Genomic DNA, 25,914 nt, shown 5'->3' with positions numbered 1-25,914 from the left:
TGCACCGCCGGACCTGTGGGAGCTGGCTTGCCAGCGATAGGGCCCTCAGGGGCGCCGCAAAGGCCACAGGCTGCTCACCGACAATGCCTCTAGCACCATCTCCGGCATCCTCTGCGGCAACCGATCGATGATCGCCAGCGCCGCCGTGTCCGCCGTCCACTGCTGCGGCAGGGCGATGCTCAGGGTCACCGGCTTCTTCAAGGTTTGCGGCGCGATCAGGGTCAGGTCGATTTCCTGCGGCGAAAGCACGCTGCGGGTCTCGCTAAACCAGTGCGCCAGGCTGGTCTGTGCGTCCGGCCATCGGCTGCTTTCATGCTGCTGCAGCGCGGTGATACTGCTGAGAATGCCCACCACCTGCGCTTTCTTGCCGGCCAGCAACAAGGGCAGGGCGCTGTTCAGGCAGTGCGTGCTGGCCGCCAGGTTGCTGGCGATCAGGGCCTCGAACATCGCGGTGCCGCTGGTGTGCGCGTCGAGGTAATCGCAGGAACCCGCATTGATGATCAGCAGGTCCAGCGCGCCCCAGTGCTTCTGGATGCGCTGGCTCATGGCTTCGGCGTCGACCGCATCGCTGAGGTCGCCGTCGAGCATCAGGCTGCGCGGTGTCAGGTTGTCCGGCAGCGGGTCGAAGGACGCCCGCCCGCTGAGTGCCACATGATGACCGAGGCTGAGCAGGTGCAAGGCCAATGCATGACCGAGACCATTGCTGGCGCCGGTGACCCAGATTCGTTTCGTATGCTCAGTAGTCACGCTCGTGCTCTGCTTCTTGTTCTTTGGGTAGTTGTTTGAATGCCTCGATTGCACGCCGGCGGCTCATGCCCAGATCGACAATGGGCTGTGGGTAACCCTTTGCCGAAAACAGGCCGCCGGGGCTGTGGATTTCCTTATCGTCAAGGTCCTTGAGCTCCGGCAGCCAGTGTCGCAAAAAGCGCCCCTTGCTGTCGAAGCGTTCCGACTGGCTGACGGGGTTGAACACCCTGAAATAGGGTACGGAATCGGTTCCGGTAGAGGCGCTCCACTGCCAGCCACCGTTGTTTGCGGCGAGGTCGCCGTCGATCAGGTGACGCATGAAAAACGCTTCGCCCTCGCGCCAGTCGATCAGCAGGTTCTTGCTGAGGAACATGGCAACCACCATACGCAAACGGTTATGCATCCAGCCGGTGGCGAGCAACTGGCGCATGGCGGCATCGACGATGGGGATACCGGTGCGGCCTTGCTGCCAGGCCTTGAGATCCTGCGGGGCGTCACGCCATTTCACCGCCTCGGTGGCCGGACGGAAGGCACGGTGCCGGGAAACACGGGGATAACCGGTCAGCACATGCTTGTAGAACTCGCGCCAGAGCAGCTCGTTGATCCAGGTGACTGCGCCAGGATTGCCGCTTTCGAATTCACCATGGTTGCTGGCCAGCGCCGCGTGCAGGCACTGGCGCACCGAGATCACCCCCGCCGCAAGGTAGGGCGAGAGCTGGCTGGTGCCGTCCACCGAGGGGATGTCACGTTGTTCGGGATATTCGGCCATGGCGTCGTCGGCGAAGTCCTTGAGACGCTTGCGGGCGTGGCTCTCGCCGGCTGGCCAGTGCTCGCGCAGGGCGTCTGGCGGTGCGGCGAAGCCCTTGATGGTGTCGGGAATGTCATCGCTGGCGATGGGCAGCCTGTCCTGCTTGCGCGGCAGCCGCTGCAAGGCGGGCAGGGCGTGGTGCAGGCGCTGGTAGCAAACCTTGCGGAACTGGGTGAAGACCTTGAAGTAGCCGTTGCTCTTGGTCAGCACCGTGCCGGGCTTGAACAGCAACTGATCGAGGTAGCTGTGCAGGCGGATATCATGGCGCTGCAGCAGTTCGCCGACCTGGCGATCCCGCTGTTCCTCGTTGATGCCGTATTCCTCGTTGATATGCACGTTCTGCACGCCGTGTTCCTGGCAGACCTGGTGCAGCACCCGGGGAGCGCTTTTCCAGTGCTCGGCATTGCGGATCAACAGGGGAATGTTGTAGTGGGCCAGGGCCTCCTTCAGTTCGCGCAGGTTGCGCAGCCAGAAGTCCACCTTGCAGGCGGCATCGTCATGGTCTCGCCATTGGCCGGGGCTGACCAGCCACAGGGCCAGGGTCGGCCCGCGCTCGCTGGCGGCGGCGAGCGCGGTGTTGTCGTGAATGCGCAGGTCGTTGCGCAGCCAGATCAGTTGCATGAAGTCGTTCCGTCAGGAGAGTGCGGGGCAAGCGTTCCCAGTCCCTGGAGGCAGCGCTGGGCGGCCAGTGGCGAGTCGAGCAGGTGCCAGTCGGGATCCATCCCCAATGCTTGCTTATGTAAGGTGACCGCAGCGCCGAACAGGAGTTTCGGCACCTTGAGCGGATTCAGGTCGCGTTGCAGCTGTTCGCTGTCCGCGACCTTGTTGAGGCTAAGGAGCAGGGCCCCGGCCTTGAGCCGGTCCACCGCCAGTGCGAGGTCGCGGCCGTGCAGGGGCAGGTCGAAGACTTCCACCGGGCAACCGCCGTCGCTGACCAGCCAGGCGCATAGCCACAGGTGAGGATCGAAAGGCTGGTTGCCGGCGCTCAGCAACAAGGCCGGCACGCCACTGAGCTGGCGGTTGTTGTGATACACCCGCAAGCCCAGCTTGCTGCGCAGCCAGCTGTGGAAAAACGCCCGCTCCACCGCTGCACACGGATGGACCTGCCAGCGCACCTCCAGCTGTGCGAACAACGGCAGCAGCAATTGCTCGCAAAGGGTCGAGGCCGGGTACAGCGCCATGGCCTGGTTGAATTGCTGGTCGAGTTGGCGCTCGCCGAGGTGGGCGATGCTGTTGGTCAGTTGGGTAGACAGCACATTCCAGTCATCGCCGCTGTTCTGCGTGGCGGGCGAAGGATCGCTGTCCAGCAGCGGCAGGACCTGGCTGACCGCCACGCCACGGTTAAGCCAGGACACGATCGCCTGGATCCGCTGCACCTGGTCGCTGCTGTACAGCCGGTGACCCTTGCTGGTGCGCTGTGGCACCACCAGGCCGTAACGGCGCTCCCAGGCGCGCAAGGTGACCGGATTGACGCCGGTCAGCCGGGCAATCTCGCGGATCGGCAGCAGGGGTTCAGATGGCATTGCGCAGGCTCAGGTTTTCCGGGTGTGGCTGCAGGTAGACCTGGGCCAGCAGGTAGGGATCGGGGTGATGGCGCAGGTGGTGCTTGAGCAGGGTCAGCGGCACCACCAGCGGCACCACGCCGGCCACGTACTGGTCGATCAACTGGCGGATTTCCTGCTTGTCCTGCGGGCCGAGGAAGCGCCGCAGATAGCCGCTGAGGTGCATCAGCACATTGCCGTGGGTGCCCCGGCTGGCGCAGCGCGACAGGGCGCTCATCAACTGGCTGAAGTAGCGCGTACCCAGCGCCTCGGGATCGTCCTGGCGGCTCATGCTGCCGAGCAGTTTGCCCAGCACCTTGTACTGCTCGGGGTTGTGCGCCATCAGCTGGTACTTGTAGCGCGAGTGGAAGGCGATCAGCGCATGCCGGCTCAGGCCCTCGCTGCGCAGGCGCTGCCAGTCGGCATAGGCGAGCACCCGGGTGATGAAGTTTTCCCGCAGGACCGGGTCACACAGGCGGCCTTCCTCTTCCATCGGCAGGTCCGGGCGCAGGTCGCGGAAGCGTGCGGCATAAAGGCCACTGGCGCGCTCCTGGGCAGGATAGCCGTTGGCCTGGTAGACCTTGATCCGCTCCAGCCCGCAGGACGGGGATTTCTGCATGAAGATGTAGCCGCAGATGTCATCGAGCTCGACAGCCGTGTGCTCGGCGTAGGCGCGCAGGGCGTCGGAAACGTCCAGGGATGGATCGCGGCTGCCGGTGGCGCGGGGATTCTGCGGATCACCGGTCAAGTGGATGGCGGGTCGCGGTGTGCCCAGGCCAATGGCCACTTCCGGACAGACGGGCACCAGTTCGAAGTGTTCGGCCAGGACGTCGGTGCACAAACGGGACTGTTTGTGGCCGCCATTGAAGCGGACTTCTTCACCGGCAAGGCAGGCGCTGAGGGCGATTTTCGGCTTGGTATCGGACATGCGGCGGCAACCTTTCTTGTACAAAGACAAAAACCTGTACAACTTTGCTCAGCATAGGCTCAAGGTTGTACAAGTCAATATCCCTGTAGAGGCCGCAGTGTCCGCAGGGGTTACTCCAGGTGTTCGATCAGCCGACGAGCTGCCTCCTGGCCGCTGAGCCAGGCACCTTCGACCCGGCCCGACAGGCACCAGTCGCCGCAGGCATACAGGCCCAGGTCGGCATCGGCGAGCACGCCCCATTCGTGGCTGCCGGCGGGGCGGGCGTAAAGCCAGCGGTGGGCGAGGGTAAAGCTTGGCGCAGGTACGGCGCAGCCCACCAGTTCGGCGAAGTCGCCCAGCAGTTGCTCGATCACCGCTTCCTTCTGCAGGTCGATGTGCTGCTTGCTCCAGGCCGAGGTGGCATGCAGCACCCAGGTGTCGAGCTGCTCGTCGCGGCCCGGCTTGCTGCGGTTGCGCGCCAGCCAGTCGAGGGCACAGCCCTGGACGAAGCAGCCTTGCATGGGGGTGTCGAGCGGGGTGTCGAAACCGAGGGCGATGGCCCAGGTCGGTTCCATCTGCACGCCGGCGGCGGCGGCGGCGAGTTTCGGGGTGGCGGCCAGCAACGGCGTGGCCTGCGGTGCGGGCACGGCGACGATGACCCGGCTGAAGGGGCCGTGGGTGCAGCCGTCGGTGTCCTGCAGGTGCCAGTACTGCTTGCCGCGGAACACCTCGCTGATCCGGCAACTGAAGTTCACCGTGACATCCTTGAGCAGGCCACGGGTGATCGCGCTCATGCGCGGCGTGCCGACCCAGCGGGTCTGCTCGTCCGGCGACGGGGTCAACTGGCCTTCGCGGTAGTTGTACAACTGGGGTTTCCATTCGGCGACCCAGCCCTTGTCCTCCCACTGCTGGACCTGCTCGACGAAGCGCCGGTCGCGGGCGGTGAAGTACTGCGCGCCGAGGTCAAGCGCGCCGGCATCGCTGCGCTTGCTGGCCATGCGGCCGCCACTGCCGTGGCCCTTGTCGAACAGGTGGACGGGCAAGCCTTCCTTTTGCAATGCCTGGGCGGCGGAGAGTCCGGCGATGCCGGCACCGATGATGGCGATAGGTACGGTCATGATGGCCTCTTTGAACCTTTATGCGGTACAGACAGCCTTGGCTGTCGACAAACCTGTACAACTCTGATGTTCTGTATAAGATTGTTCGGCTCGTTACAACGGGTTGGCCTACTGTTTATCCCAGAGTGAACGGTCAAAAAAGTGCCTTGCTCTTAAAAATAGACCAGCCCACGCCACTGAGAGGACACGGCCATGAATATATTGCTGACCGGCGGTACAGGTCTTATCGGACAGCAACTGTGTCGCCATTGGTTGGACCAGGGGCACAGCCTGACGGTCTGGAGCCGGCGTCCCGAACAGGTTGGAAAACTCTGCGGCGCAGGAGTTCGCGGTATTGCGCAGTTGCAGGACTACGGTGACGGCCCGCTGGACGCCGTGGTCAACCTGGCTGGCGCGCCGATTGCCGATCGGCCCTGGACCGCTTCGCGCCGGGCGCAGTTGTGGGGCAGCCGGATCACCCTGACCGAACACCTGCTGACCTGGCTGGAGCAGCGCCAGCAGCGCCCGTCAGTGCTGATTTCCGGCTCTGCGGTAGGCTGGTACGGCGACGGCGGCGAGCGTGAGCTGACCGAGGCCTCGCGTCCGGTGAAAGAGGATTTCGCCAGCCAGCTGTGCATTGCCTGGGAAGAAACCGCGTTGCGCGCCGAGGCCCTGGGCATCCGCGTGGTGCTGGTGCGTACCGGCCTGGTGCTGTCCGCCGAGGGCGGCTTTTTGTCGCGCCTGCGCCTGCCGTTCAAGCTCGGGCTGGGCGGGCCTATCGGCGATGGTCGGCAGTGGATGCCGTGGATCCATATCGAGGACGAAATCGCCCTGATCGATTTTCTCTTGCAGCGCGACGAGGCCAGCGGTCCTTATAATGCCTGCGCGCCGGAGCCGGTGCGCAACCGCGAGTTTGCCCGGCGCCTGGGCCGCGCCCTGCATCGCCCGGCGTTCATGCCGCTGCCGGCGCTGGTGCTCAAGGCCGGCCTGGGCGAGCTGTCGACGCTGCTGCTCGGTGGCCAGCGTGCCCGGCCCGTGCGGGCCCTGGCGGCGGGCTTCACTTTTCGTTTCAACGATGTGCAATCGGCGCTGGATGCCTTGTCCCCGCGCCTCTGAAAAGGATGTTGCATGACCGATCATGCTCTGCTGCTGGTCAACCTGGGTTCGCCGGCGTCCACTTCCGTCGCCGACGTGCGCCGTTATCTCAACCAGTTCCTGATGGACCCCTATGTCATCGACCTGCCATGGCCGGTGCGGCGGCTGCTGGTGTCGCTGATCCTGATCAAGCGCCCTGAGCAGTCGGCCCATGCCTACGCCTCGATCTGGTGGCCGGAAGGCTCGCCGCTGGTGGTGCTGACCCGGCGCCTGCAGGAGGCCATGCGCCCGCACTGGACCCATGGCCCGGTGGAAATCGCCATGCGCTACGGCGAGCCGGCGCTGCCCGCCGTGTTGCAGCGTCTCGCCGCCCAGGGCGTGCGCAAGGTGACCCTGGCGCCGCTGTATCCACAGTTTGCCGATAGCACGGTGACCACGGTGGTGGAGCAGGCGAAGGCGACCATCGCCGAGCACAAGCTGCCGCTGGACATGCGCGTGCTGCGTCCGTTCTATGACCAGCCCGAGTACATCGACGCCCTGGTGGCCAGCGCCAAGCCCTGGCTGGAGCAGGATTTCGATCACCTGCTGCTGAGCTTCCACGGTCTGCCGGAGCGCCATCTGAAAAAGCTCGACCCCACCGGCAAGCACAATTTCCAGGCAGCCGACTGCTGCCGCGACGCCTCCGCCGAGATGCTTGCGGTCTGCTACCGCGGCCAGTGCCTGCGCACCGCCCAGGCGTTTGCCAGGCAGATGGGCCTGCCGGAAGGCAAATGGTCGGTGTCATTCCAGTCGCGCCTGGGCAAGGCCAAGTGGATCGAGCCTTACACCGAGGCACGCCTGGATGAGCTGGCCAAGGCCGGGGTGAAGAAGCTGCTGGTGATGTGCCCGGCCTTCGTCGCCGACTGCATCGAGACCCTGGAAGAGATCGGTGATCGTGGTCGCGAGCAGTTCATCGAGGCGGGTGGCGAGGAGCTGACCCTGGTGCCGTGTCTCAACGATCACCCGGAATGGACCAAGGCCCTGACCACGCTCTGCGAGCGGGCCTGATCTGACCAGAAATGAAGAAGGGGCTGCAAACGCAGCCCCTTCTTCATTGCAACGCAGGGTCGCCGGCCTTACGGCAGATGATCGTCCATCACTTTGTTTTTCCAGCCGTCGTTGCCCGGCAGCAGCAGGTTCAGGCCGATGGCGACGATGGCGCACAGGGCGATGCCCTTCAGGCCCCAGTCATCCGGGCCGTCACCGCTGCCGACCAGCACGCCGCCGATACCGAACACCAGGGTCACCGAGACGATCACCAGGTTGCGCGCTTCGCTCAGGTCGATCTTGTGGCGGATCATGGTGTTCATGCCCACCGCCGCGATCGAGCCGAACAGCAGGCAGAGAATGCCGCCCATCACCGGGACCGGGATGCTTTGCAGCAGCGCGCCGAACTTGCCGATGAAGGCCAGGACGATGGCGAAGATCGCCGCCCAGGTCATGATCTTCGGGTTGTAGTTCTTGGTCAGCATCACCGCGCCGGTCACTTCGGCGTAGGTGGTGTTGGGCGGGCCGCCGAACAGGCCGGCGGTGGTGGTGGCGATACCGTCGCCCAGCAGGGTGCGGTGCAGGCCGGGTTTCTTCAGGTAATCGCGACCGGTCACGCTGCCCACCGCGATCACCCCGCCGATATGCTCGATGGCCGGTGCCAGGGCCACCGGAACGATGAACAGGATGGCCTGCCAATTGAACGCCGGGGCGGTGAACTTCGGCAGCTCCAGCCAAGGCGCCGCGGCGATCTTGGCCACGTCGACCACGCCGAAGGCGAAGGACAGCGCGAAGCCCACCAGCACGCCGGCGATGATCGGCACCAGGCGGAAGATGCCCTTGCCGAACACGGCGACGATCAGGGTGGTCAGCAGCGCCGGCATGGAAATCATCATGGCCGTGCTGTACGGCATCAGGACCGTGCCGTCACCGCCCTTGCCCATGGCCATGTTGGCGGCGATCGGCGCCATGGCCAGGCCGATGGCGATGATCACCGGGCCGATCACCACCGGCGGCAGCAGGCGGTCGATGAAGCCGGTGCCCTTGATCTTCACCGCCAGGCCCAGGAAGGTGTAGACGAAGCCTGCGGCCATCACGCCGCCCATGGTCTCGGCGAGGCCGAACTGGCCCTTGGCGAGGATGATCGGGGTGATGAAGGCGAAGCTGGAGGCCAGGAACACCGGGACCTGACGGCCGGTGACGATCTGGAACAGGATGGTCCCCAGGCCCGCGGTGAACAGCGCGACGTTAGGGTCCAGGCCGGTGATCAACGGCATCAGCACCAGGGCGCCGAAGGCCACGAAGAGCATCTGCGCGCCAGAGACGATCTGCCGCCAGAGCGGGTCGTTGAACTCGTCCTGCATGCTCAGGCGTCCTTCTGCTTGGTGCCGAAGATCTTGTCGCCGGCATCGCCCAGGCCAGGGATGATATAGCCGTCTTCGTTCAGGCGCTGGTCGATCGACGCGGTGAAGAGCTGTACATCGGGGTGGGCTTTTTCCACCACGGCGATGCCTTCCGGCGCGGCGACCAGGACCATCGCGCGGATGTCCTTGCAGCCGGCACGCTTGAGCAGGTCGATGGTGGCGACCATGGAACCGCCGGTGGCCAGCATCGGGTCGATGATCAGGGCCAGGCGCTGGTCGATTTCCGGGGCGAGCTTTTCCAGGTACGTATGCGCTTCGAGGGTTTCCTCGTTGCGCGCCACGCCCACGGCGCTGACCTTGGCGCCCGGGATCAGGCTGAGGACACCGTCGAGCATGCCGATACCGGCGCGCAGGATCGGTACCACGGTGATCTTCTTGCCGGCGATCTTCTCGACCTGGACTTTCCCGCACCAGCCGTCGATTTCGTAGTTTTCCAGCGGGAGGTCCTGGGTGGCCTCATAGGTCAGGAGCGCGCCGACTTCCTGGGCGAGTTCGCGAAAATTCTTGGTGCTGATATCGGCGCGGCGCATCAGGCCGAGCTTGTGACGGATCAGCGGATGGCGGATCTCACGGATGGGCATAGGGGGAGGGCTCCGGAATGCGGGCAAAAAAACCGCGCTAGATTAATCTATTCGTTCGCGCGGTCCTATAGGCATACAGGACGTTAGTCCATAAATGCTTGATCTGGTGCGTGTGGATGCGTACCTTTGCCCGCTTTTCCAAAACCTGACCACCTGGAGAGCATCATGTCCGCTGATCTCGAGCACATCCGCCAAGTCATGCGAGAAGCCGACTGCCTGCACAGCGAAGCCGAAGTCGAGGCGGCGATTGTCCGCGTCGGCGTGGAAATCAGCGAAAAGCTCGCCGAGAGCAACCCGGTGGTGTTCTGCGTGATGAACGGCGGCCTGATCTTCGCCGGCAAGCTGCTGACCCAGTTGCAGTTCCCGCTGGAAGCCTCGTACCTGCACGCCACCCGCTACCGCAACCAGACCAGCGGCGGCGACCTGTTCTGGAAGGCCAAGCCGGAAGTCTCGTTCATCGACCGCGACGTGCTGATCATCGACGACATCCTCGATGAAGGTCACACCCTCAGCGCCATCCTCGACTTCTGCCGCCACGCCGGTGCGCGCAACGTCTATACCGCCGTGCTGATCGACAAGGACCACGAGCGCAAGGCCAGCCCGGACCTCAAGGCCGATTTCACCGGGCTGAGCTGCGTTGACCGCTACGTGTTCGGATATGGTATGGATTACAAGGGCTATTGGCGCAACGCCAATGGCATCTATGCCGTCAAAGGACTCTGAAACCGTGAGCAAGACCCGGTTCCTCGATCAAGCGCTGTTTGCCAGCGTCGCGCAGAAGGCCGCCCAGAGCCCGCGCGGCCGCCAGCACCACAATTTCCACGAGATGGACGACCCGTGCCATCGCATGGCGGTCGGTCTGCAGCCGGAGACCTACATCCCGCCGCATCGTCACCAGGCGCTGGACAAGGCGGAAACCCTGATCGTGCTCAAGGGCAAGCTGGGTCTGCTGATTTTCGACGAGACCGGCGCGGTCACCGACAAGCGTGTGCTGGAACTGGGTGGCGACTGCCTCGGCGTCGACCTGCCGCCTGGTACCTTCCATGGTCTGGTGGTGCTGGAACCTGACAGCGCGATGTTCGAGTGCAAGGCCGGGCCCTACCGGCCGGTGGCCGATGGCGATATGGCGTCCTGGGCGCCGCGCGAAGGCGAGCCGGAAGTGGCGGCCTACCAGGCCTGGATGCGTTCGCAGTTCGATTGATTCGCAAGGGCCCCGTCGGGGCCCTTTTGCCATGCTAGAGTGCCAGGCCGCCTCAAAGGAGCCTGTCATGCGTGCGATTCTCCCGCTTCTCCTGTTTATCAGTCTCCCCGTGGCTGCCGCGCCGATGCACAGCCAGTTCCTGCCGCCGGATGAACTGGCGGTGCGCCAGGACGCTCCGGAAAGCCAGCAACTGCTGCAGGTCACCAGCTATTCGGTGGTGGTGGGCAACCAGCGCCAGTCCAACCAGCAGCCGCTGCCGATCACCTCGACCCTGACCATGCGCCTCAAGGGCAAGCCCTTGAGCCAGGGCGCGAGCATCAGCCAGGTGCTGATCAGTTTCGATGGCGAGGGCAAGAGCCTGCGCAAGCCGGCCTTTGACAGTGCGACCCGTACCCTGACCCTGAATTTCGCGCCGGCCCAATACCAGGTGATCCTCGACCTGCTGCGCAACGACACCGTCTATGTGCAATTCCTCAGCTACGCCAACGGGCATATCTGGGCCGATCTGCATACCGGAACCCTTCGCACGCGCTGAGTGGCGGGGTACACTCCCGGCCCATCGGAAAATGTCCTTGATGGTTCAGTTGGAGTCGGTAATGCGTAAAGACAAGAAGCAGGTGATTGGCGACGAGATCAGCGACGACTACGTAAAGTCGTTCCTTCAGTTCGAGCCGGCCGATGGCCTGACCTCGCCCTCGCACCACAAGCTGATCAAGGGCTACCGTGGCCTGCGCATCGACGACTTCGAGCGTTTTGTCGGTTTCTTCGTCGAAGCAGGCTATGACCTGGACGGCAAGGACGAGCAGGGCAAGACCTTCGTCGAGGTGATCGCCGACCAGCGCAATGCGCCGGAGTATGTCGAGATCATCGACAAGGCTCGGGGTTGATCGTTCGGGCCTCATCGCTGGCAAGCCAGCTCCCACAGGGTCAGCACAGACCTTGAGACTTGTGCAGTACCTGTGGGAGCTGGCTTGTCGGACCGCCGCACCGCAGCGATGAAGTCTCCACGAATCCCAGGCATAAAAAAACGCCCAGAAGGGCGTTTTTTCATGGGTGCAGATCAGGCGTAGCTAGGCGCCGGACTGCTTTCGACCAGGCCCAGGGCCTCGTCGTTGTACGAGGCGATCTTGTGGTACAGATCGGCGTCGTCCGCCAGGACCTTTTCCCGCGCCGGGAAGATTTCCTTGAGCTTCTCGGCCCATTCGCCCTTGGTCTTGTCGGCGAAGCAGCGCTCGATCAGCTCCAGCATGATCGACACGGTCACCGAAGCACCCGGCGAAGCGCCCAGCAGTGCCGCGAGCGAGCCGTCCTGCGCAGCCACCAGTTCGGTCCCGAACTGCAGGATGCCGCCTTTCTTCGGGTCCTTCTTGATGATCTGCACACGCTGACCGGCCACTTCCAGGCGCCAGTCCTCGGCTTTCGCCTCGGGGTAGAAGCGGCGCAGGGAGTCCAGGCGCTGCTCCATCGACTGCATCACTTCGCTGACCAGGTACTTGGTCAGGTCCATGTTGTCGCGGGCCACCGCGAGCATCGGGCCGATGTTGCCCATGCGTACCGACAGCGGCAGGTCGAGGAACGAACCGTGCTTGAGGAACTTGGTAGTGAAGCCGGCGTATGGCCCGAACAGCAGGGACTTCTTGCCGTCGACCACGCGGGTGTCCAGGTGCGGTACCGACATCGGCGGCGCACCGACCGCGGCCTGGCTGTAGACCTTGGCCTGGTGCTGCTTGACGATTTCCGGGTTGTCGCAACGCAGCCACTGGCCGCTCACCGGGAAGCCACCGAAGCCCTTGCCTTCCGGGATGCCCGACTGCTGCAGCAGCGGCAGGGCCGCGCCGCCGGCGCCGAGGAACACGAAGCGGGCGTCGACGTCACGGCTGCTGCCGCTGTTGACGTCCTTGACGGAGACGGTCCAGCCGCTGCCGTTACGGCGCAGGCCGGTGACCTTCTTGGAGTACTTGACCTGTGCGTCCGCAGCGTTGCCCAGGTGCTTGAGCAGCTTGTTGGTCAGGGCCCCGAAGTTGACGTCGGTGCCTTTCATCACGCGGGTCGCGGCGATTTTCTGATCCGCCGGGCGGCCCGGCATCATCAGCGGCATCCAGTCCTTCATCACGGCCTGGTCTTCGGTGTATTCCATGTCGGCGAAGGCATGGTGCTGCTTGAGCAGCTCGTAGCGCTTCTTGAGGAAGGCGATGCCCTTGTCACCCTCGACGTAGCTCAGGTGCGGCACGGGGTTGATGAACGCCCGCGGCGAGCTGAACGCGCCTTTCTTGCTCAGGTAGGCCCAGAACTGCCGGGAAACCTCGAACTGGGTGTTGATGTGCACCGCTTTCTTGATGTCGATGCTGCCGTCGGCAGCCTGAGGCGTGTAGTTCAGTTCACACAGCCCGGCATGGCCGGTACCCGCGTTGTTCCACGGATTGGAACTTTCCGCGGCACCCGAATCCATCAACTCGACGACTTCCAGCTTGATCGCCGGGTCGAGTTCCTTGAGCAGCACGGCCAGGGTGGCACTCATGATGCCCGCGCCTACCAGTACTACATCGACTGCTTCGTTCTGCGCCATTAACGCATCTCCAAAATCATCAGCACCTAATTGACAGCATAGGATCCCGGCTCGCCGGAATCGCCATATCCGCTACTTCACAGTTTTTCCAACGTTCACGGACACTGCCAACCGGGCTCTCTACGTTGCATATGAACGCATTTCGCGGCCGGTGCGGCAATTCGACTTATGGTCGAGGCGCCCGTCGTGCGCTGTGGACCGGTCTCAGTCGTGCACCTCGGATGAGGACCGATACCCACTGCTTGAAGCTGCCAGGGACACTGATGATGCTTTTGCACATACCAGACTGTTCATGCTCGCCACACTCTTGTGAAGTTGTGAAAACCCGTTTTTTCACGCTCTTTTGGAGTCGTGAACCTCAAAAGGAGCCGTGCAGGGCAGGCTCGTCAGGTTCAGTGCAGAGCGTGGAGGGCCGAGAAAAGCGGGCACACCGGCTGCGCAAGACCTGTGTGAACGGCTCTCTGTGGGCGATGGTGGTAGGTGCCGATGCTGGGCATTGGCGGTGTTGCGGGGCCCGATCAGGAGACGTCCTTATAATCGGGGGCAGATTATAACGATGTCGCGGGCAGAAATGGCCTTTATTACAGGTTTTTCTTGCGCATCCGTCAGGCGGCGAGGGCACGTTGCAGCAGATTGCCGCGACGACGCGGCACCAACCGGGCGCTGGCGGGCAGCGGACGGTTGAGCCAGTGCAGGCCGGATTCGTTGACTTCGACCCAGCCGGCCCCGACGGGCGGCTGTTCGCAGCACTTGAATGCCTGGCACAGGCCCTTGGCATCGAGGCGGGCGAAATGACGTTGTGGCTGGCGCTTGAAAAGCAGGGACCAGAAGCTGTTCATGGCGAAGTACCTTGTGGGGGCTGGCGCAAGGATAAGCCGGCGATGATGAAGTCCGTATGACAAGGGGAATCCGAGCATGAAAGAAGGGTCTTACAGCACAGGGATCCGATGACTGGCGCCATGGGCGCTGGGTATACTGGCGACCTTTGCCGCCATTCCAGGAGAGATGCGCATGTTGCAACGTTTGTTGTTCGGTTTGATCGCGGTGACCAGCCTGACCCTGGTGGGTTGCGCCCATAGCCCGCAACAACTCAGCCCGCAGCCGAAACTCACTGCCCAGCTAGCGCCCGTTGGCCATGGCCAGCCGGTGGTGGTACGGGTGGTGGACGGACGTGGCACCCAGACCCTCGGTACCCGCGGCGGTCTGTACCCGGAAACCAGCGCCATTACCGTGACCGGCAATGACGTGCTGCCAAAACTGCAGGCCCAGGCCGAGGCGGCCGTGCGTCTGCTCGGTTTCACCCCGACGCCGAACGCCTACAACGCGCCGCAGCTGACCGTGACCCTGGCCGAGCTGAAGTACCAGTCGCCGAAAGAGGGCATGTACGTCACCGAGGCGACCATCGGCGCCACCTTCAAGGCTGACGTGAACAACGCCAACCGTCGCTACAGCGGCCGTTATGGCGCTTCCCTGGACCAGCGCTTCGGCATGGCGCCGAACCAGGAAACCAACACCAAGCTGGTCAGCGACGTGCTGAGCGATGCCCTGACCCGCCTGTTCAAGGACCCGACCATCGGTCAGGTGTTGGGCGAGTAAGCGTTACCTCCGCAATACAAAAGCCCGCGTCCTGATCTCAGGGCGCGGGCTTTTTTTATTGCGGCTTGCGCGGACCCTGTGGGAGCTGGCTTGCCAGCGATGGCGTCGGTGAATTCACTACAGCAATCGCTGGCAAGCCAGCTCCCACAGGGTCCGCGTTGTCAGGCTGCTTCGACGTAGAAATCGAGCACGCTGATGCCGGTCTGGCTGTCCACTTCCGGCCAATGATCATGGTGATGGCCGCCCAGGGCGCAATAGACCAGCCACTGGCGGTCCTGGACGTTGAAGGCCAAACCGTCGATCAGCGCTTCCTGCTCCTCGCTCTGGGCAATCAGATAGAGGCGATCCTGGTTTTCGGCGTGCAGCATGACAAGCTCCGGTGCGTTGCGAGGGCGACAGGGTGGCCTGAGATGATGACGAACGTATGAAAGCGACCGTCATTTGGTCGCAAAGCACGAGCGCGAGCGGATGGCTTGGGTAGAATGCGCGCGTTTCGATGCAATCGTGGTCAATTCGAGGTAAGGCGATGTCGCTGCAAATGCTCTGGGGGCTGTTCGTTGCCCACCCGGCCAAACTCATCAACCTGTTCGCCCTGGTGCTCACCTGCCCGGCGGGCCTGCTCCTGCACGGCGCCCGCCGGCGCGCGGCACGGGCCATGGACAACCTGCCGGCAGGTGAAGCGGCGATCGACCTGCTGACCCAGCGGGTCAACCGCTTCCACTACAGCATGGGTTTCGCGTTTCTGGCGATGGCCTTGCTGTTGTCGTGGGTCAGTACCTGGATCTGAAATCTGCGGTGCCCCTATCGCCGGCAACGCCGGCTCCCACAGGTTTTGCGGTGCACGCGGTTCCTGTGGGAGCCGGCGTTGCCGGCGATGAGGCCCTGAAGTCCTACAAAGGCAGCCCGGCCTTGACCCGATACTGATTGCGCACCGGCATCGCATATTGCAACACCAGGTACGGCCGGTGCTCCTCAGGGCAAGCCTCCAGCCGCCGCTGCCATTCCGCCTGGGCCTTGGCCAGCTCTTCGCTGCCAAACACCTCGCTCGCCTTCGGCACCTGAAGCTCCGGGTCTGCCTCCGCCCATTGCGCATACGCCAGGTAATGCACCGGGAACAACCGGTAGCCACCGAGGATCTGCTTGTCGATATGCGCGGCGAGCTGCTTGGTGTCCTCGAACGCGGCGGTCACCGGCGCGGTGAAGTTGATGTGCACCCGGCCCTTGTAGCCGGTGATGCCCAACCCGATGCTCAGGTCGTCCTCACCCGGCGCCTTGGCATAGGTGCCGGTGGTCGCGCGGATATACAGCTCGCGGGCCTTGGCCTGGTCGCACGGGTCGTATTCATAGCTGATCGACACCGGGCTCAGGTTCAGCGACTGGATCACCTCGCCGAACGGCTCGTCCTTGCGGCTCATGTGGAACATCTTGAGGATCGCCGAATCGGTACGGTCGTCGCCGTCCTTGGCCCGACCCTCGGCCTGGGCGATCCAGATCGAGGCACGATCGTTGCGGATCGAGTGATTGATATAGGCCGACAGCAACTGGTAGGCCGCCAGCTTCTCGCGCCGGCCGCTGATGGAGCGGTGCACGATGAAGCTCTTGTTCAGGCGCATCATGTCGCTGACGAACGGCTTCTGCAGCAGGTTGTCGCCGATGGCGATGCGCGGGGTCGGCAGGCCGGCGTGGTACACGGCGTAGTTGACGAAGGCCGGGTCCATGACGATGTCACGGTGGTTGGCCAGGAACAGATAGGCGTTGCCCGACTTGAACTGCTCGACGCCGCTATAGGTGACGCCGTCGGTGGCCCGCTCGATGGTGTGGTCGACGTAGAACTCGACCTTGTCCTGCAGGGTCGCGACGCACGTCACCCCAGCGAACTCCTTGCGCAGGCGCCGGGCGATCAGCGGCTTGAGCAGCCAGCCGAAGCTGTCGGCCATCCGCGGGAAGCGGAACCGGGTCAGGATATCGAGGAATGCCGGATCGCTGAGCAAACGTGCCAGAACGGCAGGGACTTCAGCGTCGTCATAGGGTCGGATGGCATCGAATTCGCCCATCATGCTCTCTTGTTGTGAAACGACTAGGGTAAAGGGTGGGGTTGCGCCGCAAATCCGGGCTCGGGGCGCAGGACCGGCAATTATACGCACAAGTAACCGTGGAGGCCGCGATGCTCGAAACTGCGTTCTACGATTGTCCCTATTGCGGTGAGGAAGTGGAGACCACCATCGACCTCTCCGGCGGCGACCAGACCTATATCGAGGACTGCGCCGTCTGTTGTCGTCCGATCACCTTCATTCTGCAGGTGCACGGTGACGAATGGATGCTCGATGTGAAAAGCGAGAATGAGTGATGCGGCGAATCTATGACCCGGAAAACCTGCTGGAAGCCGAAGTCCTGCTGGGCATGCTCGGCAACGAGGGCGTCGATGTCCATCTGGTCGGCCGCGACCTGATGGGCGGTATCGGCGAGCTGCCGTTGCAGGGCCTGCTCGGTCTGGCCGTGCCGGATGACCAGGCCGAGTACGCACGGGAGCTGATCGCCGCGTACAATGCCGCCTTGCCGCTTCCTGGCGATGAGCCGGAGAGTTTCCCCGGAGTTCTGATTTGCTAGGTTTTGCCTGATGTGTGGACGCTACGCTCTCTTTCGCTGGTCGCCGGCCTTCGCCGCGCTGCCCGGCTTTCCCGCTGACCAGAAGGCGCAGTGGAACATTTCCCCTGGCGCCCAGGTGCTGATCCAGCGCCGGGAAGACGACCGGTTGACCCTGGCCCGCGCCCGCTGGGGTCTGACCCCGCCCTGGCTGACCGACCTGACCCGCACCCCGGCCCACGCCCGTGCCGAAACCCTCGCCGACCAGCCGATGTTCCGCGAAGCCTTCGCCAAGCGCCGTTGCCTACTGCCGGCCAACGGCTTCTACGAATGGCGCGGCAATGCGCGCAAGCGCCCGTACTGGCTGACGCCGGGGGAAGGCTCGTCGTTGTTCTTCGCGGCGATCTGGGAGGCGTATCCGGTGCAGGAGCAGGTCTGGCTGAGTACGGCGGTGGTGACCCAGGCGGCGATGACCCAGCGCCGGCCGCTGATTCTCGATGCGGCAGGGCAGGCCGCCTGGCTGGATCCCGAGACCCCGCTGGCCGACCTCCATGCCCTGCTGGCCAGCCCTCCCGCCGCCTTGCGCGAGCGGGTGCTGGCCAACTTCGTCAATGATCCGAAACTCAATGCGCCGGAGTGCCTGACTCCCGCCTCTTCTTAGAGCTGCAAGCTTTAAGCTTTAAGCTGTAAGAAGAAGCAGCACGCGGCGCTTTTGCTTGCAGCTTACGGCTTGCAGCTTGCGGCTGAATCAAACGCGGAACTGGTTGATCAGCCGGCGCTGCTGCTCTGCCAGCTTGGTCAGTTCGGCGCTGGCGCTGCTCGACTCGTCGGCACCACCCGCCACTTCGTTGGCCACCTGGCCGATATTGATCACGTTGCGGTTGATGTCCTCCGCCACCGCGCTCTGCTCTTCGGCAGCACTGGCGATCTGGGTGTTCATGTCGTTGATCACCGACACCGCACGGGTGATGCTTTCCAGCGCATCCGCCGCCTTGGCCGCCTGCTGCACGCTGATATCGGTCTTGCCCTGGCTGTCCTCCATGACCCGCACCACATCGCGGGTGCCCTGTTGCAACTGCTGGATCATCTGCTGGATTTCTTCGGTGGCCTGCTGGGTCTTCTGCGCCAGGTTGCGCACCTCGTCGGCGACCACGGCGAAGCCACGACCCTGTTCACCGGCCCGCGCCGCCTCGATGGCAGCGTTGAGCGCGAGCAGGTTGGTCTGTTCGGCAATGGCGCGGATCGCCACGAGGATGGCATTGATGTTCTCGCTGTCCCGGGCCAGGGTCTGCACCACGCCCACGGCGCGGCCGATCTCGTCGGCCAGAGCGGTGATGGACTGCGAGGTGTCACGGACGATCGACAGGCCCTGGTTGGCCGCCTGGTCTGCATTGCTCGCGGCCTGCGCGGCATGGGTGGCATTGCGCGCCACGTCCTGGGCGGTGGCGGTCATTTCATGTACCGCCGTGGCCACCAGGTCGATTTCCGCCATCTGTTTATGCACGCCCTGGTTGGTGCGGATGGCGATATCGGCGGTGTGCTCCGAGGAGTCGCTGACCTTCTGCACCGAGGTCACCACCTGGCTGATCATGGTCTGCAGCTTGGTCAGGAAGGTATTGAAGCCCTTGGCGATCGAGCCCAGTTCGTCGGCGCGGTCGCTGTGCAGGCGGCGGGTCAGGTCGCCTTCGCCCTGGGCGATATCGTCGAGCATCGCCACCATCTGCCGCAGCGGACGGGCGATACCGTGGGCCAGCAGCCAGATCACCAGCAGGCCGAGGGCGGCGATGGCCAGGCCGACCAGGGTCATGCCGGTAATGTCGGTGCGGCGCTGTTCGCTCAGTTCGTTCTGCATTTTCTCTGCGTCGGCCATCACCGCGCTCAGCGGCAGGTCGATCAGCAGGGTCCAGCGCTGGGCGGTTTCGCCGATCTGGAACGGCAGGAACAGGCGGATCTGCCCGGCTTCACGGTCGAGGTCGTAGCGCAGGGTGTCGCCGCTGGTTTTGCTCAGGCCGGCCGCTTCGGCAGCCGGCAGCACCTCGCTGGCCTTTTCGCCGAACTTGCTTTCGTCCTTGGTATAGGCGACCAGGCGACCGTTGTTGGCGATCAGCGCCAGCTCGCCCGCACCGTTATACAGCTGGGCGTCGGCGGCCTTGAGCAGGTCCTGGATGAAGTTCACCGACAGGTCGGCGCCGACGATGCCCTGGAACTTGCCGTCGATCAGGATCGGCTGGATGAAGGAAGCGAGCATGACCATCTTGTCGCCGACCTTGTAAGGGGCCGGGTCGATGGCGCAGGCGCGTTTGGTCTCCTGGGAGCACAGGTAGTACTCGCTGGCGCGTACGCCGGTGGAAAGCAGGGTGTTGTTGCTCAGGTCGACCAGTTTTTCCAGGCCGAGGGTGCCGTCGGTATTGCGGTACCACCAGGGCTGGAAGCGGCCGTTGGCCGGGTCGATGCCTTCGACCGAGGTGCCGACATAGCCACCATCGTTGCGGTCGACGCCATTCGGCTCCCAGGCGATATAGGTGCCCAGCACCAGCGGGTTATCCACAAGGGTCTGCTTGAGCAGGCCGATCAGTTGCGCGCGATCGACGTTCAGGCGCGGATTGCCGGCCTCGTCCTTCATGCCGATCTGGGCGTTGGTGGTGGCGACGCCGCGGGCGATCAGCAGCGGTGCTTCGAGGCGCCGCAGGATCTGGCTGGCCTGGGTCTGGGCCAGGGCGGTGAGGCGCTGTTCGATCACTGCATCGAACTGTTCCTGGGTCCGGCGTTCCACCAGGTCCTGGGTGCGCGCCCCTGAATACACGGCATACAGCACCAGTGCTGCGACGATACTCAACACGAAAGCGCCCGCCAGGGCCGCAACGGAAAACTGGATCGACTTGAACTTCATGGGTTGGGCTCCGAACGCCGGGAAAAGTCGCCTTGCCCCGCTGTTATCGGCGCGAAACCAGTAAATCATGAGGTGGTCAGAGAGAAATCTTTCCCAGCGGCTGTAGCGCGATCACTTGCGCCGTCCTAGGATACGGCCCATGTCAGAAGGGAGTTTTTACATGCGTAAATTGGTTGTTGTCGGTGCCTTGGGCGCTTCGATCCTGCTGGCTGGTTGCCAGGCGGTGAACACCACCAGCGGTGGGGCGGTCGGTGTCGAGCGCAAGCAATATATGTTCAGCATGCTGTCGACCGACCAGGTCAACCAGATGTATGCGCAGTCCTACCAGCAGACGTTGGGCGAAGCGTCGGGCAAGGGTGTGCTGGACAAGACCAGCGCCAATGCCAAGCGCATCCAGGCCATCGCCGACCGCCTGATCGCCCAGGCCCCGCAGTTCCGTCCGGATTCGGCGCAATGGAACTGGGAAGTCAACCTGATCAAGAGCGACGAGCTCAACGCCAACTGCGGGCCTGGCGGCAAGATCATTTTCTATACCGGGCTGATCGACAAGCTGAAACTGACCGACGATGAAATCGCCTCGGTGATGGGCCATGAGATCGCCCACGCCCTGCGCGAGCACGGGCGTGAGGCGATGTCCAAGGCCTATGGCATCCAGATGGCCCGCTCCGGGGCTGGCGCCTTGCTGGGGCTGGGTGAAGACAGCCTGCAACTGGCCGACACCGTCGTGCAGTACAGCCTGACCTTGCCCAACAGCCGCAGCAACGAGAACGAAGCCGACCTGATCGGCCTGGAGCTGGCGGCCCGCGCCGGCTACAACCCGAATGCCGCGATCACCCTGTGGAACAAGATGGCCCAGGCTTCGGGAGGCGAATCTCCGCCGGAATTCATGAGCACCCACCCGGCTTCGGACAGCCGGATCGCCTCGTTGCAGGCGGCGATTCCGAAGGTGATGCCGTTGTACGAGCAGGCGAAGAAATAAACCTTCCTGTCTCCACCGACCCTGTGGGAGCTGGCTTGCCAGCGATGAGGCCATATCAGGCAACCTGGTTGTCAGGTCTGGCCCTATCGCTGGCAAGCCAGCTCCCACAGGGTTTTGTGTAGTCTGTTAGACCGAGTCAGCCCACCCAGCCACTGGCCTGCATCGCCGAATACACGGCAATCACCGCCAGCACCACGAACGCACTCGCCGCCAGGCGACGAATCAGGGTCAGCGGCAGTTTCTCCGCCGCGAAGTTACCCGCCAATACCACCGGCACGTTGGCAATCAGCATGCCCAGGGTGGTGCCGATGATCACCATGATCAGGTGCGGATACTGTGCCGCCAGCATCACCGTGGCGACCTGGGTCTTGTCGCCGATCTCCGCCAGGAAGAACGCGATCAGGGTGGTCAGGAACGGCCCGTAGCGCTTGGCGGTGCTGCCTTCGTCATCGTCCATCTTGTCCGGGATCAGCGTCCACGCGGCAGTCGCCAGGAAGCTCGCGGCAAGGATCCAGTGCAGGGTGACATTGCTGAAGAAGCTGCCCACCCAGGCCCCGACGGCACCGGCAGCGGCATGGTTGGCAAGGGTCGCGGCGACGATACCGGCAATGATCGGCCACGGCTTGCGGAAGCGCGCGGCGAGAATGAGGGCAAGCAGTTGCGTCTTGTCGCCGATTTCAGCGAGGGCAACGATTCCGGTGGGGACGAGCAGCGATTCCAGCATCAGGATTCCTACGGGGGCGGGTCGACACGGCTATGACACGTACGACCTCCCCGCCCCGGGTAAGGTGTGCGTGTCATAGGTCTTGTCAAACCCTGGATCCGTCTGATGCGGACCGTGGGTCGTGCGCGCCATGGTCTGTGGACCAAGTATGTTGACGTCGCACCATGCGAGCAGGGCGCTCGCGGGAGACTACTCCCCTAGGACGGAGCGGATTCTGCCTACGCGGATTCGTTTGCGCAAGTGCTGTTTTTCAGCCGCGCAGCGCCCGGTAGATCTTGAATCCATCGGCCTGGGCACGCGTTTCGCAGTTGCCCAGGGCGCCTTCGATCAGCGGCTGGTAGCGCAGGAAGCTGTTGGCAACCAGGCGCATTTCCCCGCCTTTTTTCAGATGATCGGCGGATTTTTTCAGCAGGTTTTCCGACGCCGCGTAGTTGGTGTGGACGCCGGTATGGAACGGCGGATTACTCAGAATGACGTCGAGTTCGCGAGGTGCGGAGTCGATCCCGTCGCCACTGATCACCTCGCCTTCCAGACCGTTGGCAGCCAGGGTCAGGCGGCTGCTAGCCACAGCGAAGGCGTCGACGTCGAGCAGGGTGACCCGGCTCTGTGGATAACGGCGCTTGATCAGCGTGCCGAGCACCCCGGCACCGCAGCCGAAGTCCAGCACGTGGCCAGCGGGCAGGCCGTCGAGATGTTCCAGCAGCAGGGCGGTGCCGCGGTCCAGGCGGCCGTGGCTGAAGACCCCCGGCAGGCTGACGATCTGCAGCGGGCCATCGCTCAGCGGCAGCTCGAAACGCAGGGCCAGGCTGTCCAGCGACTGCGCGGCCGGCGGGTTATCCACCGTCACCTGCCACAGCTGGCAATGCCGGGCGCTGTCCAGCTTGCGCGGCTTGCCGAAGGCATGCAGCTGCTTCGCCGCACCCTCGATGCCGCCACGTTTCTCGCCGACCAGGTACAGGGTGCGCCCGCCCAGGCGCGAGGCGAGGGCGTTGAGCAGGTAGTTGGCGAGGTCGCGGGACTTGGGCAGGAACAGCACGGCCGCATCGAAGGCAACGTCGGGCACTTCTACGCCGTAATGGCTGCGGCCGGCGAAGCGTGCGTCGAGCAGCGCCTGGTCGCCGGCATGCCAGCTCCAGCCCCGGGCCTGTGGAAAAGTGCCCAGCAGGCTGTCGGCGGGTAACCCGGCGAGCAACAGCGGGCCGGTGAACAGATCGGCCTGACGAAGCAACACTTCACTGCGCGGGTCCATGGACGGCGGCTCCTGAGAAAAAGGGGCGAATTCTAGCAGAAGCCGGCGCGCCTCAGCTGACCACGCGGCGCGGCGCTCCGGCGAGGAAGGCGCGGGCGTTCTCGGTCAGTTGGCCGACGATGCGCTGCCGTGCTTCCACCGCGCCCCAGGCGCTGTGCGGGGTGACGATCAGGCGCGGGATATCGGCGGCCAGCAGCGGGTTGCCGTTGACCGGCGGTTCCACGCTCAGCACGTCGGTAGCGGCGCCGCCCAGGTGCCCGGCCCGCAGGGCGTCGGCCAGAGCCTGCTCGTCGATCAGGCCGCCACGGGCGGTGTTGACGATGAAGGCGCCGGGCTTGAGCTGGGCCAGTTGTGCGGCGCCGATCATGTTGCGGGTGTTGTCGTTGAGCGGGCAGTGCAGGGTCAGGGCGTCCACCTGAGGGAGCAGTTCGTCGAGACTCAGGCGATCATCGCGGGCCGGGCGGCCGGGCAACTGGCCCATCAGCACGCGCATGCCGAAGGCTTCGGCCAAGCGTGCGACCGCACCGCCCAGTTCGCCGTGGCCGAGCAGGCCGAGGGTCTTGCCTTCCAGCTCGACGATAGGGAAGTCCAGCAGGCAGAACTGCTTGGCCTGGCTCCATTTGCCGGCGGCGACCGCCTGCTGGTAGTCGGGCAGGCGGGTGGCCAGGGCCAGCAGCAGGGCCAGGGTGTGCTGGGCCACCGACGGAGTGCCGTAGCCCTGGCAGTTGCAGACCACGATGCCGCGCTCGCGCGCTGCTTGCAGATCGACATTGTTGGTGCCGGTGGCGGCCACCAGGATCAGCTTCAGGTCCGGGCAGGCCTTGATCACCGCTGCATCCAGCAGCACCTTGTTGCTGATCGCCACGCTGGCGCCTTGCAGGCGTTGCACCACTTGCTCCGGCGCGGTGGCTGGGTGCACGTCGAAGTGGGTGAAGCTGTCGCGCAGGTCGCTGAGGTCGAGATCGCCCAGGTCCAGCGAGCTATGGTCGAGAAAGACGGCGTGGGTCATGGCGAGGCTCCTGGGGAATTCAGAGATGGAAACAGCTGTCGGGGACCTGCTGCAGGCTGGCGTCGAAGGCGTGCAGCTCGGCGAGCTGGCGTTGCAGTTCGTCGATCCGCTGCTGCACCTGCGCGCCCTTTGCCGCGATGGCGGCGCGGATGCCCTCGCGGCTGGTCTGGCCGCCGGCCATTAGAGCCTGCATCTCCCTGAGGGTAAAGCCGAGCTTCTGCGCACATTTGATCAGGATCAGCAGCTCGACGGCGTGCTGGTCATAGACCCGGTATTTGCCCTGGCGCGGGGCCGGGGCCAGCAGGCCGATGCTTTCGTAATGGCGAATGGTCTTGATGGTGGTCGCGGACAGGCGGGCGGCTTCGCCGATGTACATCGAAAATCCTTTTTCAACGCAGGGCCAGCTCGTGGGTCTGTTCAAGCCAGGCCTGGCGCTGCCGGGGTGTGGACGAGAGAAGAGGGCCGAACGTTAGCGTCTTTTCCGGGCGGATACCACAGAAGGCCAGGGTGGTGCGGCGCATCTGGTGCAGGCCGGGCATGGCGTAGACCCAGCGGTAGTACCAGGGCGGGGTGTCCATGGTCACCAGCAGGTGCGCGTGGCGCCCGGCCAGGAGTTTTTCCGGGAAGGGCGAGCCGGGCTTGTAGCGGAAGGCGAAGCCCGGGAGCAGGATGCGGTCGAGGAAGCCCTTGAGCAGCGCCGGGATGCCGCCCCACCAGATGGGGAAGACCAGGACCAGACGGGTGGCCCGGGTGATGGCCTGCTGGGCGTCGAGCAGGTCCGCTTCGAGGGGCTGGGGCTGGCGGTAGCCCTGGCGCAGGATGGGGTCGAAGTCGAGATCGCCGAGATGGAGCGTGCGGACTTCGTGGCCGGCCTGGCGGGCGGAGTCCTGGTAGTGCCGGGCGAGGGCGGCGCAGAAGCTGTCGCTGGACGGGTGACCGAGGAGGATGAGGATGCGTTGAGTCATGGTGGGTTCCTGCCTGAAAAGCGGGCAGGTTGGGATGTGACCTGTGGGGGAGAGTCAAGTTTTGTGGTGATGCTGAGGGCCTCATCGCTGGCAAGCCAGCTCCCACAGGGTCCGTGTGCACCGCGATCACTGTGGGAGCTGGGCTTGCCAGCGATGAGGCCAGTGAGGTCACCTTCCCAGCTCAAGTTGTAACAAGGTGTTAAGGTGTCGACCCACTTCCTCACCAGGAGCCCCCGTTCGTGTACTGGGCAGAATTCCTCACCGTCGCACTCATCCACCTGCTCGCCGTGGCCAGCCCCGGCCCCGACTTCGCCGTGGTGGTGCGGGAAAGTGTTACCCATGGCCGCCGCGCCGGCACCTGGACCGCCTTTGGCGTGGGCACCGCGATCTTCCTCCACGTCGGCTACTCGCTGCTGGGCATCGGCCTGATCGTGTCGCAGTCGATCATGCTGTTCAACGCGCTGAAATGGGCCGCTGCGGCCTACCTGGTGTACATCGGCTTCAAGGCTCTGCGCGCCCGGCCGGCTGCAGCGGGCGAGGCGATCCAGGTTTCCACTGTCGAGCGCACCCCGCGCGCTGCCTACATCGCCGGCTTCATGACCAACGGCCTGAACCCCAAGGCGACCTGTTCTTCCTCTCCCTGTTCACCGTGGTCATCGACCCGCACACCCCGCTGCTGGTCCAGGCTGGCTACGGCGTGTACCTGGCCCTGGCCACCGGCCTGTGGTTCTGCCTGGTCGCCATGCTCTTCAGCCAGGCCCGGGTGCGGGCGGCGTTCGCCCGTATGGGCCACTGGTTCGACCGCACCATGGGCGCGGTGCTGATCGCCCTGGGGATCAAGATCGCCTTCAGCGAAATGCGCTGAACAGAGGGCCGGACGGCATGACCGTTCGGTCGAAAGGCGGGCAAATCATTCCTTTGGCTGA

The 25,914-nt window shown here is 64.3% G+C and carries 29 protein-coding genes and 2 pseudogenes; 13 read left to right on the top strand and 18 right to left on the bottom strand.

Annotated elements, in window-relative coordinates:
* Positions 1-45: 45 nt before the first annotated feature.
* From PSEMO_RS00635 to PSEMO_RS00615, 5 genes are all read right to left on the bottom strand, one after another.
* Entirely contained in the window at positions 46-747 is a 702-nt protein-coding gene (locus PSEMO_RS00635) for an SDR family NAD(P)-dependent oxidoreductase (protein WP_075801274.1), read from the bottom strand.
* On the bottom strand, positions 737-2,176 hold the full coding sequence (phrB, locus tag PSEMO_RS00630; RefSeq protein WP_075801273.1) for a deoxyribodipyrimidine photo-lyase: 1,440 nt from the start codon (positions 2,174-2,176) through the stop codon (positions 737-739). Before phrB ends, PSEMO_RS00635 begins: the two co-directional genes overlap by 11 nt.
* On the bottom strand, positions 2,167-3,078 hold the full coding sequence (locus tag PSEMO_RS00625) for a MerR family transcriptional regulator (protein WP_075801272.1): 912 nt from the start codon (positions 3,076-3,078) through the stop codon (positions 2,167-2,169). Before PSEMO_RS00625 ends, phrB begins: the two co-directional genes overlap by 10 nt.
* A complete protein-coding gene (locus tag PSEMO_RS00620; protein WP_075801271.1) occupies positions 3,068-4,024 on the bottom strand; it encodes a YbgA family protein in 957 nt (318 codons plus the stop codon). The genes PSEMO_RS00625 and PSEMO_RS00620 overlap by 11 nt, the downstream gene beginning before the upstream one ends.
* A gap of 110 nt (positions 4,025-4,134) precedes the next feature.
* Positions 4,135-5,121, bottom strand: a complete 987-nt coding sequence (locus PSEMO_RS00615; RefSeq protein ID WP_075801270.1) for an NAD(P)/FAD-dependent oxidoreductase — start codon at positions 5,119-5,121, stop codon at positions 4,135-4,137.
* Positions 5,122-5,313: 192 nt separating this feature from the next.
* On the opposite strand from PSEMO_RS00615, the gene PSEMO_RS00610 reads away from it, so the two are divergent.
* Both PSEMO_RS00610 and hemH read left to right on the top strand, forming a co-directional pair.
* Complete coding sequence (locus PSEMO_RS00610) at positions 5,314-6,216, top strand: TIGR01777 family oxidoreductase (protein WP_075801269.1); 903 nt, start codon at positions 5,314-5,316, stop codon at positions 6,214-6,216.
* Positions 6,217-6,228: 12 nt separating this feature from the next.
* On the top strand, positions 6,229-7,242 hold the full coding sequence (gene hemH / locus PSEMO_RS00605) for a ferrochelatase (protein ID WP_075801268.1): 1,014 nt from the start codon (positions 6,229-6,231) through the stop codon (positions 7,240-7,242).
* A gap of 68 nt (positions 7,243-7,310) precedes the next feature.
* Here hemH and PSEMO_RS00600 read toward each other — a convergent pair whose 3' ends face one another.
* Both PSEMO_RS00600 and upp read right to left on the bottom strand, forming a co-directional pair.
* Positions 7,311-8,585 (bottom strand): uracil-xanthine permease family protein, encoded by a 1,275-nt coding sequence (locus PSEMO_RS00600; RefSeq protein ID WP_075801267.1) that lies wholly within the window; start codon positions 8,583-8,585, stop codon positions 7,311-7,313.
* A gap of 2 nt (positions 8,586-8,587) precedes the next feature.
* Positions 8,588-9,226: a uracil phosphoribosyltransferase gene (upp, locus tag PSEMO_RS00595; protein WP_075801266.1), complete on the bottom strand. Its 639-nt coding sequence runs from the start codon at positions 9,224-9,226 to the stop codon at positions 8,588-8,590.
* Positions 9,227-9,391: 165 nt separating this feature from the next.
* Between upp and PSEMO_RS00590 the strand changes: the two genes are divergently transcribed.
* From PSEMO_RS00590 to PSEMO_RS00575, 4 genes are all read left to right on the top strand, one after another.
* Positions 9,392-9,949 (top strand): hypoxanthine-guanine phosphoribosyltransferase, encoded by a 558-nt coding sequence (locus PSEMO_RS00590; protein ID WP_075801265.1) that lies wholly within the window; start codon positions 9,392-9,394, stop codon positions 9,947-9,949.
* Positions 9,950-9,953: 4 nt separating this feature from the next.
* The gene (locus PSEMO_RS00585) at positions 9,954-10,427 is read left to right on the top strand and encodes a WbuC family cupin fold metalloprotein (RefSeq protein ID WP_075801264.1); all 474 of its coding nucleotides are present in this window, start codon (positions 9,954-9,956) and stop codon (positions 10,425-10,427) included.
* A 67-nt stretch (positions 10,428-10,494) separates the two neighbouring features.
* A complete protein-coding gene (locus tag PSEMO_RS00580; RefSeq protein ID WP_075801263.1) occupies positions 10,495-10,962 on the top strand; it encodes a hypothetical protein in 468 nt (155 codons plus the stop codon).
* A gap of 61 nt (positions 10,963-11,023) precedes the next feature.
* Complete coding sequence (locus PSEMO_RS00575; protein ID WP_075801262.1) at positions 11,024-11,314, top strand: PA4642 family protein; 291 nt, start codon at positions 11,024-11,026, stop codon at positions 11,312-11,314.
* A gap of 173 nt (positions 11,315-11,487) precedes the next feature.
* Here PSEMO_RS00575 and mqo read toward each other — a convergent pair whose 3' ends face one another.
* Both mqo and PSEMO_RS00565 read right to left on the bottom strand, forming a co-directional pair.
* Positions 11,488-12,993, bottom strand: a complete 1,506-nt coding sequence (gene mqo, locus PSEMO_RS00570; RefSeq protein WP_075801261.1) for a malate dehydrogenase (quinone) — start codon at positions 12,991-12,993, stop codon at positions 11,488-11,490.
* Positions 12,994-13,598: 605 nt separating this feature from the next.
* Positions 13,599-13,832: a hypothetical protein gene (locus PSEMO_RS00565; protein ID WP_075801260.1), complete on the bottom strand. Its 234-nt coding sequence runs from the start codon at positions 13,830-13,832 to the stop codon at positions 13,599-13,601.
* Between the two features lie 172 nt (positions 13,833-14,004).
* Here PSEMO_RS00565 and PSEMO_RS00560 point away from each other — a divergent pair, with 172 nt between their 5' ends.
* Complete coding sequence (locus PSEMO_RS00560) at positions 14,005-14,589, top strand: YajG family lipoprotein (RefSeq protein ID WP_009405912.1); 585 nt, start codon at positions 14,005-14,007, stop codon at positions 14,587-14,589.
* A 161-nt stretch (positions 14,590-14,750) separates the two neighbouring features.
* Here PSEMO_RS00560 and PSEMO_RS00555 read toward each other — a convergent pair whose 3' ends face one another.
* Positions 14,751-14,957 (bottom strand): hypothetical protein, encoded by a 207-nt coding sequence (locus tag PSEMO_RS00555; RefSeq protein WP_075801259.1) that lies wholly within the window; start codon positions 14,955-14,957, stop codon positions 14,751-14,753.
* 158 nt (positions 14,958-15,115) lie between these two features.
* Here PSEMO_RS00555 and PSEMO_RS00550 point away from each other — a divergent pair, with 158 nt between their 5' ends.
* Positions 15,116-15,376 carry a hypothetical protein gene (locus PSEMO_RS00550; RefSeq protein ID WP_075801258.1) on the top strand — a complete coding sequence of 87 codons (261 nt, stop codon included), beginning with the start codon at positions 15,116-15,118 and terminating at the stop codon, positions 15,374-15,376.
* Positions 15,377-15,479: 103 nt separating this feature from the next.
* Here PSEMO_RS00550 and PSEMO_RS00545 read toward each other — a convergent pair whose 3' ends face one another.
* Positions 15,480-16,646: a 1-acyl-sn-glycerol-3-phosphate acyltransferase gene (locus PSEMO_RS00545; RefSeq protein ID WP_075801257.1), complete on the bottom strand. Its 1,167-nt coding sequence runs from the start codon at positions 16,644-16,646 to the stop codon at positions 15,480-15,482.
* 107 nt (positions 16,647-16,753) lie between these two features.
* Between PSEMO_RS00545 and PSEMO_RS00540 the strand changes: the two genes are divergently transcribed.
* Genes PSEMO_RS00540 through PSEMO_RS00530 form a run of 3 tightly spaced genes read left to right on the top strand, consistent with a single transcriptional unit; the run spans position 16,754 to position 17,833 of the window.
* The gene (locus tag PSEMO_RS00540) at positions 16,754-16,936 is read left to right on the top strand and encodes a CPXCG motif-containing cysteine-rich protein (protein WP_075801256.1); all 183 of its coding nucleotides are present in this window, start codon (positions 16,754-16,756) and stop codon (positions 16,934-16,936) included.
* Positions 16,936-17,196 (top strand): putative signal transducing protein, encoded by a 261-nt coding sequence (locus PSEMO_RS00535; RefSeq protein WP_075801255.1) that lies wholly within the window; start codon positions 16,936-16,938, stop codon positions 17,194-17,196. The genes PSEMO_RS00540 and PSEMO_RS00535 overlap by 1 nt, the downstream gene beginning before the upstream one ends.
* Positions 17,197-17,206: 10 nt before the next feature.
* A complete protein-coding gene (locus PSEMO_RS00530; RefSeq protein ID WP_075801254.1) occupies positions 17,207-17,833 on the top strand; it encodes an SOS response-associated peptidase in 627 nt (208 codons plus the stop codon).
* Positions 17,834-17,920: 87 nt separating this feature from the next.
* On the opposite strand, the gene PSEMO_RS34110 is transcribed toward PSEMO_RS00530, so the two are convergent.
* Entirely contained in the window at positions 17,921-18,664 is a 744-nt protein-coding gene (locus PSEMO_RS34110; protein WP_372239085.1) for a methyl-accepting chemotaxis protein, read from the bottom strand.
* A 114-nt stretch (positions 18,665-18,778) separates the two neighbouring features.
* Positions 18,779-18,979: pseudogene (locus PSEMO_RS34105) on the bottom strand (HAMP domain-containing protein); the annotation flags it as partial.
* Between the two features lie 1,243 nt (positions 18,980-20,222).
* On the opposite strand from PSEMO_RS34105, the gene PSEMO_RS00520 reads away from it, so the two are divergent.
* The gene (locus tag PSEMO_RS00520) at positions 20,223-21,041 is read left to right on the top strand and encodes a M48 family metallopeptidase (RefSeq protein WP_075801252.1); all 819 of its coding nucleotides are present in this window, start codon (positions 20,223-20,225) and stop codon (positions 21,039-21,041) included.
* Between the two features lie 136 nt (positions 21,042-21,177).
* Here PSEMO_RS00520 and PSEMO_RS00515 read toward each other — a convergent pair whose 3' ends face one another.
* The 5 genes from PSEMO_RS00515 to PSEMO_RS00495 form a co-directional block, all read right to left on the bottom strand.
* A complete protein-coding gene (locus PSEMO_RS00515) occupies positions 21,178-21,762 on the bottom strand; it encodes a TMEM165/GDT1 family protein (RefSeq protein ID WP_178391948.1) in 585 nt (194 codons plus the stop codon).
* Between the two features lie 253 nt (positions 21,763-22,015).
* A complete protein-coding gene (locus tag PSEMO_RS00510) occupies positions 22,016-23,014 on the bottom strand; it encodes a class I SAM-dependent methyltransferase (protein WP_075801250.1) in 999 nt (332 codons plus the stop codon).
* Positions 23,015-23,066: 52 nt separating this feature from the next.
* Positions 23,067-24,023 (bottom strand): 2-hydroxyacid dehydrogenase, encoded by a 957-nt coding sequence (locus tag PSEMO_RS00505; RefSeq protein WP_075801249.1) that lies wholly within the window; start codon positions 24,021-24,023, stop codon positions 23,067-23,069.
* Positions 24,024-24,042: 19 nt separating this feature from the next.
* On the bottom strand, positions 24,043-24,399 hold the full coding sequence (locus tag PSEMO_RS00500; RefSeq protein ID WP_075801248.1) for a MerR family transcriptional regulator: 357 nt from the start codon (positions 24,397-24,399) through the stop codon (positions 24,043-24,045).
* A gap of 13 nt (positions 24,400-24,412) precedes the next feature.
* A complete protein-coding gene (locus PSEMO_RS00495; RefSeq protein WP_075801247.1) occupies positions 24,413-24,988 on the bottom strand; it encodes an NAD(P)H-dependent oxidoreductase in 576 nt (191 codons plus the stop codon).
* A gap of 239 nt (positions 24,989-25,227) precedes the next feature.
* Between PSEMO_RS00495 and PSEMO_RS00490 the strand changes: the two are divergent.
* Positions 25,228-25,853 (top strand): annotated as a pseudogene (locus PSEMO_RS00490) (LysE family translocator).
* Positions 25,854-25,914: the final 61 nt, after the last annotated feature.

The organism is Pseudomonas putida, from assembly GCF_001941965.1.
GTDB lineage: Bacteria > Pseudomonadota > Gammaproteobacteria > Pseudomonadales > Pseudomonadaceae > Aquipseudomonas > Aquipseudomonas putida_L.
The sequence above is the reverse complement of the archived record's forward strand: the minus strand, read 5'-3'. Positions and strand labels throughout refer to the sequence as shown.